The organism is Rhizobium rosettiformans W3 (genome assembly GCF_004912135.1).
GTDB lineage: Bacteria > Pseudomonadota > Alphaproteobacteria > Rhizobiales > Rhizobiaceae > Allorhizobium > Allorhizobium rosettiformans.
Genome location: NZ_STGU01000002.1, coordinates 214,331 through 231,351, shown reverse-complemented (window position 1 = coordinate 231,351; position 17,021 = coordinate 214,331). Strand labels below are relative to the sequence as shown.

Annotated in this window: 22 protein-coding genes; 11 read left to right on the top strand and 11 right to left on the bottom strand. The window is 64.0% G+C overall.

Annotation, left to right across the window (positions count from 1 at the left end; all coding sequences use genetic code 11):
* Positions 1–7: 7 nt before the first annotated feature.
* Positions 8–1,297 carry an MFS transporter gene (locus FAA86_RS04405; protein ID WP_167494889.1) on the bottom strand — a complete coding sequence of 430 codons (1,290 nt, stop codon included), beginning with the start codon at positions 1,295–1,297 and terminating at the stop codon, positions 8–10.
* A gap of 175 nt (positions 1,298–1,472) precedes the next feature.
* Here FAA86_RS04405 and FAA86_RS04400 point away from each other — a divergent pair, with 175 nt between their 5' ends.
* Positions 1,473–1,721, top strand: a complete 249-nt coding sequence (locus FAA86_RS04400; RefSeq protein ID WP_136538542.1) for a plasmid stabilization protein — start codon at positions 1,473–1,475, stop codon at positions 1,719–1,721.
* Positions 1,718–2,131, top strand: coding sequence for a type II toxin-antitoxin system VapC family toxin (locus tag FAA86_RS04395; RefSeq protein ID WP_136538541.1), 414 nt, complete (start codon positions 1,718–1,720; stop codon positions 2,129–2,131). Before FAA86_RS04400 ends, FAA86_RS04395 begins: the two co-directional genes overlap by 4 nt.
* 21 nt (positions 2,132–2,152) lie before the next feature.
* On the opposite strand, the gene FAA86_RS04390 is transcribed toward FAA86_RS04395, so the two are convergent.
* On the bottom strand, positions 2,153–2,728 hold the full coding sequence (locus FAA86_RS04390) for a nucleoside 2-deoxyribosyltransferase (protein ID WP_136538540.1): 576 nt from the start codon (positions 2,726–2,728) through the stop codon (positions 2,153–2,155).
* Between the two features lie 142 nt (positions 2,729–2,870).
* On the opposite strand from FAA86_RS04390, the gene recQ reads away from it, so the two are divergent.
* Positions 2,871–4,724 carry a DNA helicase RecQ gene (gene recQ, locus FAA86_RS04385; protein ID WP_136538539.1) on the top strand — a complete coding sequence of 618 codons (1,854 nt, stop codon included), beginning with the start codon at positions 2,871–2,873 and terminating at the stop codon, positions 4,722–4,724.
* A 31-nt stretch (positions 4,725–4,755) separates the two neighbouring features.
* On the opposite strand, the gene FAA86_RS04380 is transcribed toward recQ, so the two are convergent.
* The 3 genes from FAA86_RS04380 to FAA86_RS04370 form a co-directional block, all read right to left on the bottom strand.
* A complete protein-coding gene (locus FAA86_RS04380) occupies positions 4,756–5,181 on the bottom strand; it encodes a type II toxin-antitoxin system VapC family toxin (RefSeq protein ID WP_136538538.1) in 426 nt (141 codons plus the stop codon).
* On the bottom strand, positions 5,178–5,423 hold the full coding sequence (locus tag FAA86_RS04375; protein WP_136538537.1) for a type II toxin-antitoxin system VapB family antitoxin: 246 nt from the start codon (positions 5,421–5,423) through the stop codon (positions 5,178–5,180). The genes FAA86_RS04380 and FAA86_RS04375 overlap by 4 nt, the downstream gene beginning before the upstream one ends.
* A gap of 145 nt (positions 5,424–5,568) precedes the next feature.
* The gene (locus tag FAA86_RS04370; RefSeq protein ID WP_136538536.1) at positions 5,569–6,702 is read right to left on the bottom strand and encodes a helix-turn-helix domain-containing protein; all 1,134 of its coding nucleotides are present in this window, start codon (positions 6,700–6,702) and stop codon (positions 5,569–5,571) included.
* A 171-nt stretch (positions 6,703–6,873) separates the two neighbouring features.
* On the opposite strand from FAA86_RS04370, the gene FAA86_RS04365 reads away from it, so the two are divergent.
* The 3 genes from FAA86_RS04365 (at position 6,874) to FAA86_RS04355 (ending at position 9,763) form a co-directional block, all read left to right on the top strand.
* On the top strand, positions 6,874–7,620 hold the full coding sequence (locus tag FAA86_RS04365; protein WP_136538535.1) for a hypothetical protein: 747 nt from the start codon (positions 6,874–6,876) through the stop codon (positions 7,618–7,620).
* 246 nt (positions 7,621–7,866) lie between these two features.
* Positions 7,867–8,904, top strand: a complete 1,038-nt coding sequence (locus tag FAA86_RS04360) for an NADP-dependent oxidoreductase (RefSeq protein WP_136538534.1) — start codon at positions 7,867–7,869, stop codon at positions 8,902–8,904.
* Positions 8,905–9,088: 184 nt separating this feature from the next.
* Positions 9,089–9,763 (top strand): type 1 glutamine amidotransferase domain-containing protein, encoded by a 675-nt coding sequence (locus tag FAA86_RS04355; protein ID WP_136538533.1) that lies wholly within the window; start codon positions 9,089–9,091, stop codon positions 9,761–9,763.
* 51 nt (positions 9,764–9,814) lie between these two features.
* On the opposite strand, the gene FAA86_RS04350 is transcribed toward FAA86_RS04355, so the two are convergent.
* Together FAA86_RS04350 and FAA86_RS04345 are read right to left on the bottom strand one after the other, a co-directional pair.
* On the bottom strand, positions 9,815–10,438 hold the full coding sequence (locus tag FAA86_RS04350) for a LysE family translocator (protein WP_113461945.1): 624 nt from the start codon (positions 10,436–10,438) through the stop codon (positions 9,815–9,817).
* 152 nt (positions 10,439–10,590) lie between these two features.
* Positions 10,591–10,812 (bottom strand): hypothetical protein, encoded by a 222-nt coding sequence (locus FAA86_RS04345; protein WP_113461946.1) that lies wholly within the window; start codon positions 10,810–10,812, stop codon positions 10,591–10,593.
* Positions 10,813–11,003: 191 nt separating this feature from the next.
* On the opposite strand from FAA86_RS04345, the gene FAA86_RS04340 reads away from it, so the two are divergent.
* The gene (locus FAA86_RS04340) at positions 11,004–12,365 is read left to right on the top strand and encodes a cytochrome P450 family protein (protein WP_136538532.1); all 1,362 of its coding nucleotides are present in this window, start codon (positions 11,004–11,006) and stop codon (positions 12,363–12,365) included.
* Between the two features lie 35 nt (positions 12,366–12,400).
* On the opposite strand, the gene FAA86_RS04335 is transcribed toward FAA86_RS04340, so the two are convergent.
* Positions 12,401–12,904, bottom strand: a complete 504-nt coding sequence (locus FAA86_RS04335) for a GNAT family N-acetyltransferase (RefSeq protein ID WP_136538531.1) — start codon at positions 12,902–12,904, stop codon at positions 12,401–12,403.
* 134 nt (positions 12,905–13,038) lie between these two features.
* On the opposite strand from FAA86_RS04335, the gene FAA86_RS04330 reads away from it, so the two are divergent.
* Positions 13,039–13,518, top strand: a complete 480-nt coding sequence (locus FAA86_RS04330) for an ABZJ_00895 family protein (RefSeq protein WP_136538530.1) — start codon at positions 13,039–13,041, stop codon at positions 13,516–13,518.
* A gap of 160 nt (positions 13,519–13,678) precedes the next feature.
* Here FAA86_RS04330 and trhA read toward each other — a convergent pair whose 3' ends face one another.
* The gene (gene trhA, locus FAA86_RS04325) at positions 13,679–14,338 is read right to left on the bottom strand and encodes a PAQR family membrane homeostasis protein TrhA (RefSeq protein WP_113461950.1); all 660 of its coding nucleotides are present in this window, start codon (positions 14,336–14,338) and stop codon (positions 13,679–13,681) included.
* Positions 14,339–14,537: 199 nt separating this feature from the next.
* Here trhA and FAA86_RS04320 point away from each other — a divergent pair, with 199 nt between their 5' ends.
* Positions 14,538–14,921 carry an MAPEG family protein gene (locus FAA86_RS04320; RefSeq protein ID WP_136538529.1) on the top strand — a complete coding sequence of 128 codons (384 nt, stop codon included), beginning with the start codon at positions 14,538–14,540 and terminating at the stop codon, positions 14,919–14,921.
* Between the two features lie 22 nt (positions 14,922–14,943).
* Here the strand turns inward: FAA86_RS04320 and FAA86_RS04315 are convergent, their stop codons facing one another.
* Entirely contained in the window at positions 14,944–15,447 is a 504-nt protein-coding gene (locus FAA86_RS04315) for a DUF305 domain-containing protein (protein ID WP_136538528.1), read from the bottom strand.
* A gap of 167 nt (positions 15,448–15,614) precedes the next feature.
* Between FAA86_RS04315 and FAA86_RS24500 the strand changes: the two genes are divergently transcribed.
* The gene (locus tag FAA86_RS24500) at positions 15,615–15,887 is read left to right on the top strand and encodes a CopG family ribbon-helix-helix protein (RefSeq protein WP_167494888.1); all 273 of its coding nucleotides are present in this window, start codon (positions 15,615–15,617) and stop codon (positions 15,885–15,887) included.
* On the top strand, positions 15,826–16,167 hold the full coding sequence (locus tag FAA86_RS04310) for a type II toxin-antitoxin system RelE/ParE family toxin (protein ID WP_136538527.1): 342 nt from the start codon (positions 15,826–15,828) through the stop codon (positions 16,165–16,167). Before FAA86_RS24500 ends, FAA86_RS04310 begins: the two co-directional genes overlap by 62 nt.
* 64 nt (positions 16,168–16,231) lie before the next feature.
* Here FAA86_RS04310 and FAA86_RS04305 read toward each other — a convergent pair whose 3' ends face one another.
* Positions 16,232–17,017 carry an ATP-binding cassette domain-containing protein gene (locus FAA86_RS04305; RefSeq protein WP_136538526.1) on the bottom strand — a complete coding sequence of 262 codons (786 nt, stop codon included), beginning with the start codon at positions 17,015–17,017 and terminating at the stop codon, positions 16,232–16,234.
* Positions 17,018–17,021 lie beyond the last annotated feature (4 nt).

The following is a 17,021-nucleotide window of genomic DNA, read 5'->3' as shown; positions in this document are numbered from 1 at the left end:
CACAGCCTTACCCCGCCTGGAATGCAGCGAGTGCCTTCGGCGAAACGCGGGTCCAGATGCCGGCGAGCAGCAGGAGGGAGAGTACCGCGCCGAGTACGAAGGGCATGGCGAGCGCCTGGCTGCGCGGGAGGAAAGCCTCGGTGAGGCTGACGCTCGCGCCCGCCATCAGCATGCCGAGCGGCATGGTGCCGAGCCCGAAGAAGCGGTAGACACTGTTGATGCGGCCGAGCAGATGCGGGGGGATGAGGCGCTGGCGCAGCGACATCGTGATGATGTTCCACACCATGCCGGTGAGACTGGACAGCATCAGGGCCGCCCAGACGAAGACCGGCCGCGGCATGACAAGGATGACCAAGGCCCATGTGAGGCAGCCGACGATGGTCGCTCTCAAACAAGCGGATGCGCCGAACCGGCGGATGATGCTCTCACCTAAGAGACCGCCGACAAGGCCGCCCGCGGCAAGACCCCTCAGCAACACGCCGTAGCCTGCCGAACTGAGGCCCATGACCTCCTGTGCATAAAGCAGCTGGCCGGTGAGCAGCATGACTTCGATGGCATTGAGACCGCCGAGGCCGATCGCAAGGTCGCGCAGCAACGGCCGGGCGAAGAGATAAGCGGTGCCTTCGCGGATCTCCGAGATCCAGTGGCGCGCTTCCGGCCGCTGCGAGCGGAAGTTGCCCCGGATCGACAGAACGAGCAGGCCGGCACAGGCAAAGGCGAGGCCGTAAAGCCCGAAGGCCAAGGGTAAGGCGAGGCCGATCACCAGTCCCGCAAGCGGCGGGCCGATCATCATGTTCATCACCATTTCCACGCTGCCCATGCGGCCATTGGCCGTTTCAAGGCGGGCATGGGGCACGATTGCCGGCAGGAGCGTGACGGCGGAATTGTCGCGCAGGACTTCGGCGAAACCGACGACGAGCGCCGAGATCAGCAACAGGCCGTAAAGGAGCGTCGCCGGAAATTCATCGACCGGAACCTCCGGAAGCATGCCGGGCATCAGCATGGCCACCGAAAGCATGATCAAGACGAGGAAGCGCAGGACATCCATGGCGATGACCAGCCGGCGGCGATCGAAACGATCAGTGATCACGCCGGACGGCAAGGCGAAGAGAAACCAGGGCAGTTTCTGTGCCACGCCGACCAGCGCGATCGCCAGGGGATCGCGGGTAATCAGCGAGGCAAGCCAGGGCCAGGCGACGATGCCGATGCCATCGGCGAGGTTGGCCAGCCCGCTCGACGCCAAGAGCCGATGGAAACTGGGGCCGAGCGGCGGCTTCGGCGGTACATGCTGATTCACGGGGGAACTCTCCGGTAGGAGCCGCAGCCTTGCACCGGCATGGGCGGCTCGCAAGCCCTGGGTTTAAGGGGAACCTCTGTCGCCCCCGCACGGCGTAATCGGATGGCTAGCCATCTGCTGCCATCTTGATGGCACGCCATAATCATACTAAATTTCTCCTCCAAGGAGACTTCCCATGGCCGAACCACAGCTTTCCGTCCGCAGCGCTCGTGCCCGTGATCTGGCGCATCGCCTGGCGCGTCGAGAGAACCGCTCGATCGCCGATATCGTCGAACGGGCGCTGGAAGCCTATGAGACGCAGCAAACGGGTCGCGAAGCCGCTGCGGACTTTTATCGCCGGATCAGCGCACAGTCGGCGCTCGACATCGATCTGGATGCTTCCATCCGCGCCGACAGCATGGGCCATGAGGGGCCGGAGCTTTGATTTTTCTCGACACCAATGTCGTCTCCGAAACCTTCCGCAAGGTGCCGAACGAGGCCGTGATTGCCTGGCTCATACGCCATGATGCGGAGCTGGCACTCTCCAGCATCGTCATTGGCGAGATCGCGTATGGGATTGCGAAGATACGCGATGAGGAGCGCGCACCACGGCTCGAACTCTCACTCAAGGACTGGAGGAGCCGCTTCGTCGGCCGCATTTACGGTTTCGACGAAGAGGCGGCCCTAACCTATGGCACCATCATGGCCGAGGCGAAACGTCGGGGGCAGCCGATGTCCGCGCCGGATGGCATGATTGCGGCGGTCGCCCGGACCAAAGCGGGGGCCCTTGCGACACGCAACATCGATGACTTTCGCGATTGCGGGGTCGAGCTCGTCAACCCCTGGGACTTCTGAGCCCCGAGCCAAACGGTCAGATCATCCCTTCGCCGCGAGCACCTTCAAGCACTGCTCGAAAGCGGTGACATCGGTCCAGAGCCTGTCGGGCTCTGCGGCATGGACACAGACCGGGCCGCCGCGGCGCTCGACGCCGCCGTGCAGCATCAGGTTTTCGATCATCTCGAAATCCTCGAGCATGGTGCCATCCGGCGCCCGTTTGCGCCCATCTTCTGCGAGGTGAACCGCGCCGGCATAGAAATCCGCGCTGCGCTTGAAGTGGCTGTCGGCGATATTGGTGTAGCAGGCGACGATCTTGCCGGCGCCGCACATGTAGCCGAGTTCGAAGACCGTGCCGGGATCGGCGGCAATGCCGCGAAAGGGCGTCAGGTTGGCGATGATGCCATCGGCCCGGTTCATGAAGCTCTCGTCGATCTCCGAGATATTCAGGCCGAACTGGTGCTTGGTCGGCGCCGGCGGGATGGCGAGATCGCCGGGGCAGATCGGCTCGAAACCGTAAGCGCGGGTGAGCGCTGCCTTGGCGTCGAGAATGGCGCGGGCATCGGGCAGAAAGACTTCGGGGCCGGCGAGATAGAGCTTGAAGGATGCGGATGGCATGGGAGGAGGATCCGGAACATTGGGAGGAGGACCCGATCAGGAGCAGTCGACCGAGGGACTGGCAAGGCAGCATCGGACTTCTCCACCGGGAAACTCGGCCTGCCCGTGGCCATCCCCTCCCCCGTCGGCTACACCATGCCCCATGCCGACTCATTCCCTCACCGATCCGCTCTTTGACCAGCCCCAGGAGAGCCCGCTTTCCGTCTTGAAGCGCGTCTATGGCTATCCGGCCTTTCGCGGGCGGCAGGCGGAGGTGGTTTCCCACGTCGTGTCGGGCGGGGATGCGGTGGTGCTCTTTCCGACGGGTGCGGGCAAATCGCTGTGTTTCCAGGTGCCCGCACTCTGCCGCGCCGGCGTCGGGGTTGTCGTGTCGCCGCTGATTGCGCTGATGCGAGATCAGGTGGAGGCGCTCAAAGGGCTCGGAGTCCGAGCCGCGGCGCTCAACTCGACACTGTCGCGCGAGGAATATGTCGAGATCCGGCGGGCGCTCGATCGCGGCGAGCTCGACTTTCTCTATGTGACGCCGGAGCGGACGGTGACGCCCGGTTTCCTCGAGATGATGCAAGGGGTGGAGATCGCGCTCTTTGCCATCGACGAGGCGCATTGCGTGTCGCAATGGGGGCATGATTTCCGGCCGGAATATCGCGAACTCGGCAAGCTCGCCGATCTCTTTCCCGGCGTGCCGCGCATGGCGCTGACGGCGACCGCCGATCCGCATACGCGGGAAGACATCATCGAGCGGCTGGGGCTTCAGGATGCCGCGGTTTTCACCACCTCCTTCGACCGGCCGAACATCGCCTACGAGATCGTCGAGCGGGACCAGCCGCGGCAACAACTGTTGCGCTTCCTCTCGCGCCACAAGGGCTCGAGCGGCATCGTCTATTGTCTCTCCCGCGCGAAGGTGGAGGAGATCGCGAACTGGCTCGACGATCAGGGGATAAGGGCGCTGCCCTATCATGCCGGCATGGACCGGGCGCTCCGCGATGCCAATCAGGATGCGTTTCTGAAGGAGGAAGAGCTGTGTCTGGTCGCCACCGTCGCCTTCGGGATGGGGATCGACAAGCCCAACGTGCGCTATGTCGCGCATCTCGACCTGCCGGGTTCGGTCGAGGCCTATTACCAGGAGACGGGCCGCGCAGGGCGTGACGGCCTCCCGTCCGAAGTCTGGATGGCCTATGGCATGGCGGATGTCATCCAGCGCGGGCGGATGATCGACGAGGGTGGCGCTTCCGACGAGGTGAAACGGGTCGAGCGGGCCAAGCTCAATGCGCTGCTCGCGATCTGCGAGACGCCGGGTTGCCGGAGACAAGCAATTCTCAAGCATTTCGGCGAAAGCCACGCGGGCGGCTGCGGCAATTGCGACACCTGCCTGAAACCGGTCGAGACCTGGGACGGGCTCGACGCCGCGATCAAAGCGCTGGCCGCCATCTACCGCACCGGCGAGCGCTTCGGCACCGGCCATCTGATCGATGTGCTCCTCGGCAACGAGAACGAGAAGACGCAGCGCTTCGGCCATTGCGATATGCCGGTCTTCGGCGCGGGCAAGGATCTGCCCTCCAAGACCTGGCAGTCGGTCTATCGACAGCTGCTGGCAGCCGGCTATATCCGCGTCGACCACACCGCCTATGGCGCGCTGACACTGGAGGAAAGTGCGCGCGCGGTCTTCAAGCGCGAGGTGGAGGTGCGGTTCCGCAAGGATAGGCCAACGACCGGCAAGGCGGCGCGCGGACAGTCGTCGCGGACCGCCAATGCCAAGGCCGGTCTCGACCAGGCGGATCAGGAACTGTTCGAGGCCTTGAGGGCGAGGCGCATGGAACTGGCGCGCGAACAATCCGTGCCGCCCTACGTCATCTTCCCCGACACCACGCTGATTGCGCTCGCCACGGAGCGTCCGATGGACGAGGACGAGATGCTCGGCATTTCCGGCATCGGCCAGTCGAAGCTGGAGCGATATGGGGATGCGTTTCTCGAGGTGATCACGGCCTATTCGCGGTGAAAGGGAGCCCTCTCCTCAAGGGTAGGCGTGTTTACCAACCCAGGTCGGTGTGGACGAAATCGTCGCCTTTGAAGGCGACTTTCGCTCCGGAAATGGCGGCGCAGGCATAGCTGAAGCAATCGCCGAGGTTCAGTCTCGCTGGATAATTGACGATCTTGCCGTATTGCTGGGCCGCGTCCAAAGCCCTCGCGGTGACTTCAGTCGTGATTGGAAGTTCAACTGCATCCAAATCGGCAATGAACTGGTCGACGAGCCTTCGTGCCGTTGCCACCATGTCCGGCGCTGCCGGACTGTCTCTCTCGGCCAGCCGCCGCGCGATCGAGAGCGTCGCTTCCATCCGCATGACGCCGGAGACGAAAAAGGGGCCGCCTGCCTGGTCCAGTTGCTCCATCAGATCGGCGGCGTCATCTTCTCGCGTGATGATCGCAACCGCGACGGACGCATCGATGAAAATCATCCGTCGGTCTCGCCCCACATCTCATCGGTTTCTTTTCTGTGATCACCGGGGTGAAACGGGCCGGCGGCCTCGGCCATGGCGAGGGTCCTGGCGAGGCGTTCGCGCACGGGGAGTTTCGCCTTGTGGCTCGCGATGGCGCCCTTCAGGGCATCCCGGACCGCATCGACCTTGCTCGTGTTCGTCAGCCCGATCAACTCGGTCGCGAGCCTGTCGACTTCCGGGTCCTTGATGTAGAGCGGCATGGCGGCATATCCTTTCTAGGGCCGCAATATATCCTCGATTGCGATTGAGTGCCAGCAAGGGACTTTGTGGGCATCGGAGGAACTGAACCTCCGCTCTCTTGAATGGATCCACCCCCACCCGCCGCTTCGCGGCGACCTCCCCCCCTCAAGGGGGAGGTGGGAGTGCTCGCCGTCGCCAGTCGCTGGGGTTCTGGCCGGTGACGCGCAAAAATTCCCGGTTGAAGTTTGACTTGGTGACGAAGCCGGCTTCGAAGAGGATGCGGGTTACCGGCATGTCCGTTTGGGACAGCAGGCGGCAGGCTTCCTCGATGCGGTGGTTGTTGACGTAGTGCGAGACACTGATGCCATGGACGCGGTTGACCGTTTCGGAGACGGCGCGGGCGGGGGATCCGAGGCGACGGGCGAGCCGGGCGAGGTTGAGGTCCGGGTCGGCCCAGAGGCGCTTTTCCGTCATCAGGCGGTCGAGATCAGCAGCGAGGCGGCGGTGCTCGTCGCTGGCGGTCTTGGCCGATGGCGTGGAGGCAGCCACGCCTTCGTTGGAAGCGGGTTGATCCGCTTGTGGGCTCGGCGTGGGCAGCGTGGTTCGCGGGTTCCTGTCGTCGCTCTCTCCTGCTGATCCTTCGTGATCGGCGAGGCGCCCCTCGCCCGCCTCCTCGGCACCTGCCGTCACGGCGCCGATGCCGAGGAGAAGCAGGATGAGGGTGGTGGCGGCCGAGACGACCATCGGCGAATAGCGACCACCGGACCAGAGCATGTCCAGGCTGATCGCCACATCCGTGAGCGCAGATGCGACAAGCGCAATGCCGGTCAGCAGCAGAGCGCGATAAGAACGCAGCGAACCGTCGAGGCGGGCGGCAACCAGTCCATCCGGACCGAGGCGGGCGAGCCAGAGCACGGCCAGGCCATACCCCAGGAAGTTGGCGATGATGACGAGATCGACCGGCGCCCGGCCGATCACGAGCAGGAGCAGCGTGGCCAAAGTCGGCAGGAGATGGGGCCAGTCGCTGAGGTCAAGCCCCGGTGTCTCGCGGGTCAGATCGCGGAAGGCGAGATAAGACAGGGCGGGGACGAGGCTCGCCATGACCGGCAGCAGCGGCAGGACCGCCATCACGCCATAGCCCCAGCGCAGGCCGACCAGCAGGCTCTGCACCACATAGAGTGCCAGCAAGGCGAGGAAGAGGCCATTGTGGCGCCAGGTCTCCCGCCCCTCGCCGAGCAGGCGAACGAGAAAAACGGCGAGGAACAGGGCGACAAGGAAGGAGAGCGGGACAAGAAGCATGCGAATATTTCGGTGATAACGGATCGGAATGCCCGGTGACCATGACCGAAAGCGCGATCCCGGTCGACCCGGATCGCGATCGAGGTCGCGGATCAGGCTCACGAGGCAGCAGATGACGGCATCGAAACCGGCCCGCTGCCGAGCGGCGCGCCGAAAACAGGAGTAGCCCTGATGCGCAAAAGAACTGTCATCCTCTCACTTCTCGGTGGTCTCGTGGGGCTGGCCGTCATCGATGGCGGCATGCAGATGATCCGTGCGAGCGATGCAATCTCCGGCCCGGTGGATCTTGCTGGCGTCACACAGCTTTCGGTCACCGGTGCCGCCAGCGACATCCGGATCTCGACCCGCGGCGATGGCGCGCGGGAGGCCGTTCTTTCCGGCACCCGCCACGGCTGGGGCGCAATCTGGCGGTCGGGCTGGTTCGGCGGCGACTGCGCCGGTGCGGCGCGGATGGAACGGGATGGCGATACGCTTCGCGTCCATATGGGCGAGCGCAGCGGCTTCTTCGGCTGGGATGACTGGGACGATTGCACGCTGATGCTCGACGCGCGGCTTGCGCCGGATGCCCGGATCTCGATCCGGCAGAAGGCCGCGCGCATGCGGCTCGACGGGGATTTTGCGACAATCGATGTCGACAGCGACGCGGGCGACTTCTTCTTCACCGGCCATGCGGCGAGCGTCGCGGCAAGCGGAGCGGCCCTGAGAGCGCGGCTTGCCTTCGAGCGCGTGCTGAACACCGAGGAGATCCGCATTTCCGGCAAGATGCTTGATGCCTCGCTGCATTTCCTGGTGCCGACGCCGGTTTCCTACGGCGTGGACGCCATCGCCTCCTATGTCGACAGCGCGCTTCCGAACACGCCGGGCGCAAAGCCGGACATCCGCATTCGTGGCGAGATGGCGCGGGTGCGGATCGATTGAGGGCGACGGAGAAAGCCAGCGTTCTTCACCCCCACCCGCCGCTTTGCGGGACCTCCCCCCCCCTCAAGGGGAGGCGGGCGGCCTGCCATGGCCGCGACAGAATGTCATGGAACAACGATAGAAGAGACCCGTTGACCGGCTCATGAACGCCGCCACCCGTGCCTGCCTCCCAAGGCCGCGGGTGGCGGTGCCCTTTCCAGAGGGACTTGCCTCATCGGCAGGGCCCGCCAGACAAGGAGACATTCCATGCCGCAATCGACCACGAGCAATCGCCGCTTCGTTCTGGCCGAGCGCCCCAAGGGCGAACCGACCGACCAGACGCTCAGGCTCGAGACCGCCGACATCCCCGAGCCGGCCGAGGGGCAGATGCTGCTGCGCACCGTCTTTCTCTCGCTCGATCCCTATATGCGCGGGCGGATGAGCGACGCACCGTCCTATGCGGCGCCGGTCGAGATCGGCCAGACCATGGTGGGCGGCACGGTGTCGCGCGTGGTCACTTCGAAGCTCGAAGGCTTCAAGGAGGGCGACTGGGTGGTCGGCTTTACCGGCTGGCAGGATTATGCGCTGTCGGACGGAAAGGGCGTGACGCCGCTGGGTGCCAATCCCAGCCATCCGTCCTGGGCGCTGGGCGTGACCGGCATGCCGGGCTTCACGGCCTGGTCGGGACTGAAGGAAATCGGCAAGCCCAAGGCCGGCGAGACGCTGGTGGTTGCGGGTGCCACCGGACCTGTGGGGTCGACCGTCGGACAGATCGGCAAGATCCTGGGCCTCAAGGTCGTCGGCATTGCCGGCGGGCCGGAGAAATGCGGTCATGCGGTCGATACGCTCGGCTTCGACGCCTGCGTCGACTACAAGGCGGATGGCTTTGCCGAAAAGCTGAAGGCCGCAACGCCCGAGGGCATCGACATCTATTTCGAAAATGTCGGCGGCAAGGTCTTTGATGCCGTGGCACCGCAACTGAATACCGGCGCGCGCATTCCGCTCTGCGGACTGATCTCGCAATACAATGCGACCTCCCTGCCCGACGGCCCGGACCGCCTGGGCTGGCTGATGGGCATGTTCCTGAAGAAGCGCATCACCGTGCGCGGCTTCATCGTCTTCGACGATTTCGGTCACCTCTATCGCGACTTTGCCAAGGAAATGGGCGGCTGGGTGGAGGCCGGCAAGATCACCTATCGCGAAGAGATGATCGACGGGCTGGAAGAGGCACCGCGCGCCTTCATCGGCTTGTTGCGCGGCGAGGCCTTCGGCAAGCGGGTGATCCGCGTCGGCCCGGATGACTGATTTGCAAGAGAATGATCCTTCGAGGCCCTCGCTTTGCGAGGGCTCCTCAGGATGAGGGCGTCTGCCGCCTGAAACACCAAGATCTCCCCTCGCCTTGAGGAATCCGGCGCAGCCGGACCTCGAAGGGTGAGGCTCCTGCGGCCAGCATGAAAACACGATCAACATCTTACAAAGGAAACCACCCATGAAAATCCTGATGGTTCTCACCTCCCATGACAAACTCGGCGACACCGGCAAGAAGACCGGCTTCTGGCTGGAAGAGTTTGCCGCGCCCTACTACGTGCTGAAGGATGCCGGCGCGGAGATCACGCTTGCCTCGCCGAAGGGCGGCCAGCCGCCGCTCGACCCGAAGAGCGACGAGCCGGATGCACAGACCGAGGCGACGGATCGCTTCAAGGCGGATCAGATGGCGCAGCAGCTGCTGGCTTCGACGACGCCGCTCTCGCAGATCGATCCTTCCGACTTCGACGCGGTCTTCTATCCCGGCGGCCATGGCCCGCTCTGGGACCTTGCCGAAGACAAGGACAGCATCGCTCTGATCGAAGCCTTTGCCGCCAAGGATCGGCCGGTCGGCGCGGTCTGCCATGCGCCGGGCGTGCTGCGTCATGTGAAGAGCAAGGACGGCCAGCCGCTGGTCTCGGGCCGCAAGGTGACGGGCTTCACGAATTCGGAAGAAGAGGCCGTCGGCCTCACCAAGGTCGTGCCCTTCCTGGTCGAGCACATGCTGCAGGAGCGCGGCGGGCTTTACGAGAAGGGTGCCGACTGGGGCGTGCATGTCGTGACCGATGGCAAGCTGGTCACGGGGCAGAACCCGGCGTCTTCGGAAGAGGCCGCCAAGGCGCTCCTGAAACTGCTCTGATCTTTTCCAACTGGACGGGCGGGGTGCCAAGGCCTCGCCCGTCTTGCACCATCAGGGCGCGGAGCGGAGCGTGGCGGTTGCGACACCGGCACCGATCAGCAGCGTCCCGCCCGTCTTGTTGAAGAGGCCAATGGCGCGCGGGCTGCGGACGAGGTTTCGTGCGCGGGAGGCGATCAGGGCATAGCCGGCGGCATTCAGGAAGGCGAGGACAAGGAAGGTGGTCTCGAAGATCACCATCTGGGTGAAGAAGTCGCCATGCTTGTCGAGGAACTGCGGCAGAAAGGCCACGAAGAAGGTGATGCTCTTCGGGTTCAAGGCAGTGACGACCCAGGCGTGACCCACCATTTTCATGGTCGTTGCCCGGTCCGTCTGCGGCTTAACATCAAGGGTGCCGCCAGCGCGGAAGAGCTTGATGCCGAGATAGACGAGATAGGCCGCACCCAGCCATTTCAGCGCCGTGAAAATGGTGGCCGAGGTGGCAAGGATCGCGCCGACGCCGAGCATGGAGAGCGTCATGGCGGTGAAATCGCCAAGCGCCACGCCGGTTGCCACGGGCAGCGCGCTGCGCCAGCCCTGCCCCAGCGCATAAGAGACGACCAGAAGAATGGTCGGTCCAGGAATGATCAAGAGAACCGCAGAGGCGGCGGCGAAGGCAAGCCAGGTTTCGAAGGTCATAGGAGTCTCCTGCCAAAGAACAGGATAAATCCTCAAGGCCGCGTCTTTGTAAAGAGGCCGGGCAAACCTCTGGGCCGCGTCGCTTGCGCCTCGTGGCCCGCCCAGACCAACCGAACCGTGCTCCGGCTAGTCAGCAATTCCGGGCCGGCCGATCATCTCGACCGGCGATTGGCCGAGTGATCCTGATACTGCTCCGTCTGGACATTCTTGCTGTCGAGACCGCGTGTCTCAGGATGCTGCGCCTTATCGCGGTTGGAAAGGACCTGGTTTTCCTCCAGCATGCCTTCCTGCAGGTTGGTCATGCCGCCTGAACCATCGCCCTTGCCCTGGCTGCCTTTGCCGAAGTGTTTGCTGTCGCCTGTGCCGCTGCCCATGGCCGTGTCTCCTGTTGTTTTTCCTCGTTCTTTGCCGACTTCCGAGCGTCGGCAGAGAGCCAACCGGCGGCCGCGAGCTTCGTTCCCACCTTTTTTTCGCCATTTTCCAGAAACGCGCGGAACAAATGGTCCGCCGCGATGTTCGCCCGCAAGCGAGGTGCGTGGGGTGCCTCGGCTTGGGGAGACTTGAGATGATCGTGCAGGACACTAGACCGGTGCAGCTGGAGGCGACCGGGACGCCAGATCGCGTGGTCGATTACCGCGGCGGAGGCAGCCGGTTCTGGCCGCCGAAGATCCCGCGCAGTCCCGCCTTCGACGAAACGCTTTCCCTGATGCGCGAAGGCTATGGCTTCCTGCCGCGGCGCTTTGCCGATCTCGATACGCCGATCTTCCGCACCCGGCTGATGCTGCGCGACGTGATCTGCATGACCGGGCCGATCGCGGCGCGGCTGATTTACGACGATGCCCGACTGACGCGCGTCGGCGCCATGCCGCAGACCGTGCTGCGGCTCTTGCAGGACAGGGGCAGCGTGCAGCAGCTGGATGGGGCCGCGCATCGCCATCGCAAGGCGCTCTTCGTGCGGATCCTGATGGAGGACAAGGGGTCGCTCGACCGTCTTGTCGCGACCTTCCGCCGGCAGTTCCTGGAGCGGGTGCCGGACTGGTCGCGCATGGGGGCCGTGGCGCTCGGCAAGGAGCTCGACCTCATCCTCTTCCGCACGGCCCTTTCCTGGACGCAGGCGCCTGTGGATGCAGACCTGCTCGAAGACGATGCCGCGCTGGTTGCCGACATGATCGAGAATGCCGGCCATGTCGGGCCTCGGACCTTCGGCACGCTGTTTCGCCGCTCGCTTCTCGAACGGCGGTTTCGCGCGGCGTTCCGCGAGATCCGGCGCGGCAAGCTCACGCCGATGCCGGGCTCACCGATGGCCATGCTTGCGGGCTATCGCGACGTGCATGGCCAGTTGCTCTCGCCGACGGTCGCGGCTGTCGAGTTGATCAACCTGATCCGCCCGCTGGTTGCGATCGGCCGCTACATCGTCTTTGCCGCGCTGCGGTTCGAGCGGCATCCGCAATGGAAGGAGATCCTGGCCGAACCCGATGCCGAGCGGCTGACGGATTTTGCCGAGGAAGTGCGGCGGATTTCGCCCTTCTTTCCCTTTGTCGGTGCGGTGGCCCGGGCGTCGTTCGACTGGAAGGGTTACCGTATTCGGCGCGGTCAATGGCTGATGCTCGACCTCTATGGCAGCTGCCATGCCGGAGAGGCGTTTCGCGCACCGGACGAATTCCGACCCGGGCGCGGGGTGCGCCGGGACGAGGCGGATTACAGCTTCATTCCGCAAGGGGCAGGATCGACCGCACGCGGACATCGCTGTCCGGGCGAGATGGCGACCGTCGAGATCCTGAAGGAGGCAGCGCGGCTGCTGGCCGGCGTCATCGACTACGAGGTGCCGGAACAGGATCTGTCAGTCTCGCTCACTACCGTGCCGACGGGACCGACGGACGGCTTCATCATCTCCGGCGTGCGCTGGCGCGGCATGGAGCGGGCCTGACGGCGGCCCCCCTTTGGGATCGCCGAGGAGGACCTTTAGTCGAGCTTCAGCTCCATCATGGTGAGGTCCAACCAGCGGCCGAACTTCTTGCCGACTTCATGATGGGTGCCGACGAGGCGGAAGCCGAGGCTTTTGTGGAGGGCGATGGAGCCCGTGTTGCCGGCCTCGATGGCGGCGACCATGACATGGATGTTGCCCGCCCTCGCCCGCTCGATCAGGGCTGACATCAGCGCCTTGCCGAGGCCGCGGCCATAATGGTCCTTCTCGACATAGACCGAGTGCTCGACCGACTGGCGGAAGCCATCGAAGGGGCGCCAGTCGCCGTAGGAGGCGTAGCCGGCGATGCGGCCATCGACTTCGGCAACGAGGATCGGGAAGCCCCTCGCCTGACGGAGATCATACCAGGCCTTGCGATTGTCGAGATCGACCAGGATCTCGTTCCAGATCGCCGTCGTCTCGGCCACTGCGTGATTGTAGATGGCGAGGATTGCGGGCAGATCGGCTTCGGTTGCGTCGCGGAGGATGAGAGACGTGGTCATGATGGGGCTTCTGCAATTTGCGGTGGAAAATGCGCCGCGCGAGATGGTGGTGTGACGGGCGTTACTTCGCCGCGTCGACACATCGGGCAACAAGAGCTTAAAGGCAAGACCACCCCAGACGGAAAACAGATTTCATGACCTCCATGCTTCCCGGCCTCCTGCTTCGCTACACGCTCGTCTTCATCGCAGCGCAGCTCGCCATCTATCTCCTGGTGCTGGCGCTCGATGCCTTCGGCTGGGGCGACAGCATGTCGTCTGCCGGGAATGTGGCCGTGCTGATGGCCGCGGGCTCCTCGGCGGGCAGCTATGTGACGCAGCGGCTGAAGGCGCGGCCCGGCTGGGGCCTGAGCCTGAAACTTTCGGCGCTGCTTGCCGTGGTGGCGGTGCTGCTCGGGTCGCTGATCCTGCTCGCGATCGTCTGGGTGAACGGCATCACCAGCGCGGAACTGCAGCTGCTTGCGGCCCAGATAGGCATGATGCCGCTGACGGCGACGCTGGTGCTGGCAGGCGTCTCGCTGGCGCTGAGCTTTCCCATGACGCTCGCGGGTTTCCGCATCGGTGCGTCGGCGACTGCCAAGCAGATTGCCAAGCAGGCCGAGGTGACTGGGATCTGAGGGGGAGCTGGTTTCGGTCGTCGAATGTGGAGTTGTGACTGGGGCTCTGGGACCTGTGGTGACGGGCTCGGCAAGGACGCAGGCGTCAAGTGTGAGGCAGGCGTCGGTAGATCCTCGGGACAGGCCCGAGGATGACGTTCGGGGAAAGGGTGAGTACGCTTTAGCCGAGGCTGATCGCCGTAAAGACCGCCGAGTAATGGACGATGGCGGCTGTCACCACGAAAGCGTGCCAGATGGCATTCTGGAAGCGCAGGCGTTCCCAGACATGGAAGACGACGCCGGCGGAATAGATGCAGCCGCCGACGATGATCAGGGTCAGCGTCACGCCCGGGATGATTTCCGAAAGCGGCCCCATGGCGAAGGCGCCGCTCCAGCCCATGGCGAGATAGAGCAGGATGGCGAGACGGTCATAGCGGCCGGGGAAGCGGAACTTCAGCCAGATGCCGGTAAAGGCCGTGATCCAGATGCCGATGAGGAGTGCCAGGATCAGCGGGCGGTCGGCACCCTGCACGAGGAAGGGCGTGTAGGTGGAAGCGATCAGGATGAAGATCGCGGAGTGATCGAAGCGGCGCAGGATCCACTTCACGCGTGAATGCGGCCACATGTTGTAGGTGAAGGAGACACCGAGCGCGATGATCAGCCCGAGGCCATAGATCCAGCTCGCGGCGATATTGGCATAGTCGGAATAGACGGTGGCATAGAAGATCAGCGCGGTGGCGCCGACCAGCGCGAAGACGACACCGATGCCATGGATGATCCCGTCGGCGACCAGCTCATGCAGGTCGTAGGCGCGGCCAAACTTGAATGGATCGGTACTCATCACGTCTCTTTGTCTTGTCACACGGGCTGCAGCTTGCGCTTGCGAAGCATTGCGCTTGATGATGGCGGAAACGGTCTCATCCCACAAGCGCCGCGCTCTTCACAAACGCACTGTGATCGTAACCTTCCTTGCTTGCCTAATCATGACACGCCGCCTACCAATCAATGGTTACGATCGACATGTGTTGCCGAGAAAAATCATGCGCTTCACCATACTTTCCACCTTTGCCGCCCTGCTCACCTATTGCTGGTTCCTGCTGAAAGTCGGTCAGGCCCGCCGCAAGTTCGGGGTGGAGGCACCCAAGACCACCGGAAATGCGGATTTCGAGCGGATCTTTCGCGTCCAGCAGAACACCGTCGAGCAGCTGGTGCTCTTCCTGCCGTCGCTCTGGATCTTCGGCTATTACGTCTCCGACATGCTGGCCGGGCTGCTGGGTCTCGGCTGGACGGCGGCGCGGGCGCTTTATGCGGCAGAATATTACGCCGATGCCAAGACTCGCGGCCCCGGGGCGGCGCTCACCTTCCTGATCGGCATCGTGCTGCTCGTCGGCGGCACGATCGGGGCCCTGATCAAGGGCGTCTGATCGCCCCTCCCCCGCGCATTCCTCACGGCTGCGGCGTCGTCTGCGGCGATGGGGCAAGATCCGGGGCATCATCCGCCGGCGGATTGGCTTCGAGTTCGGCGATCAGCCTCTTCATCTCCGCGATCTCGCGCACCTGCGCCTCGATGATCCCGTCGGCGAGTTCCCGCACGCGCGGATCGCGGATATGCGCCCGCTCGCTGGTCATGATCGCAATCGAATGATGCGGGATCATCGCCTTCATGTAGCTCACGTCGCCGACCGTCTCCTGGCTGCGCACGAGCCACAGAGAGAAGGCGAAGACGACGACGCTGCCGGCGATGATCACGGCATTCCAGCGCTGGTTCTTGTACATCGACGCCATGAAGCCCATCATGATCATAGCCATGACGGCCCCCATCAGGAGCGCCATCCAAGTGCGCGTCTGACTGTAGGTGACATGGTCCAGGGCGTAGGTGTTCAGATACATCAGCGCGAACATAACCACAGTCGACGTGGCGATCATCGCGGCGAAACGGGAATAAGACATCGGGTAGGCTCCGGGATCAGATCGAGGCGCCGGGCGGCGTTGCGGACGGACCGGCTGATGGTGCCAACCGCGGGGCTCAGGGTGTTGTTCCATGGAGCGGGGCGCGTCGACAGAGCGAAAGGCTTGTCGTATATTCATTCCACACACCAAAAGGTCAGGTGACCCGGATGAACCGCCCGTTCACTCTCGATAATGCGCTGAAGGCTCGGCTTGCGGAACTCGCGAGCCGCACGCAACGCACCGAGGACCAGCTGCTTGATGAGGCTGTGCGAGACTATCTGGAGCGGCAAGATGGTCGTGCCGGCTTTCTTGCGGAAGCGGAACAATCCTGGCAGGACTATCAGGCAGATGGCCAACATCTGACGGGTGGAGAAGTGAGTGCCTGGCTGTGCAGCTGGGGATCTCCGGACGAGAAGGCGCCGCCGGAGTGCCACGACTAGTCGTCACAAAGCGGGGGCTGCCGGCATCGGGCGGTGCCGCGTGTTCTTGAGCCGTCATTCCCCCGAGGCCGCGGCAAGGGCGGGTCGGATTGTAGAACAGTCTCTTTTCAGACTTGAGATATCTCCATTAATCGGGCGCCCCATCGAGGGCCATTCCCCTATGCGCGAATTGGTCATCCCGTTTGGCGAGACGGGGTATGTCGCCCTCTATCGCTATGACGAAGAAGCAGACCTGGTCTATATCCTTGCGTTCCGGCATCAACGGGAAGCCGGTTACTGACCCGATAAACGAAAACGAGGGAGCTTAACGCCCCCTCGCCTGTCTCACTTCATCTTGGCGACGCTCATGCCGTCTGCATGGCACCCGGGCCCGGGATGGCGCCGGGCGGGCACTTGCCGAGGATGATCATGCCCAAGACTTCGTCCTTGGTGACGTCTTCGGTGCGGGCATGGCCCACCACGCGGCCGTTCTTCATGACGAAGACGCGGTCGGCGAGGTCGAAGACGTCGTGGATGTCGTGGCTGATCAGGAAGATGCCGAGACCGTCCTTCTTCAGCTGCTGGATGAGATCGCCGACCTGGGCGGTTTCCTGCGGACCCAAGGCGGCCGTCGGTTCGTCCATGATCAGGATCTGGGCGTCGAAGAGGATCGCACGCGCGATCGCCACCGACTGACGCTGACCACCGGACAGAGCCTTGACCGGCTCCTTGAAGCGCTGGAAGTTGGGGTTGAGGCGCCCCATGACTTCACGCGCCTTGGCTTCCATCGCAACATCGTCGAGCGTGCCCCAGGCGGTGCGCAGCTCGCGGCCGAGATAGAGGTTGGCGGCGGCATCGACGTTATCGGCGACGGCGAGCGTCTGGTAAATCGTCTCGATGCCATACTTCTTGGCGTCGCGCGGGTTGTTGATGTCGGCGAATTCGCCCTTGATCAGGATGTCGCCGTTGTCGCGCTTGTAGGCGCCCGACAGGATCTTGATCAGGGTCGACTTGCCGGCACCGTTGTGGCCGAGCAGGGCCACGACTTCACCCGGGAAGAGGTCGATCGTGGCGTCGTCCACGGCGTGGATACCGCCGAAGGAGATGGAAACGTTGCGCATTTCCACGAGGGGGGTGCGATTTTCAGACATGAGT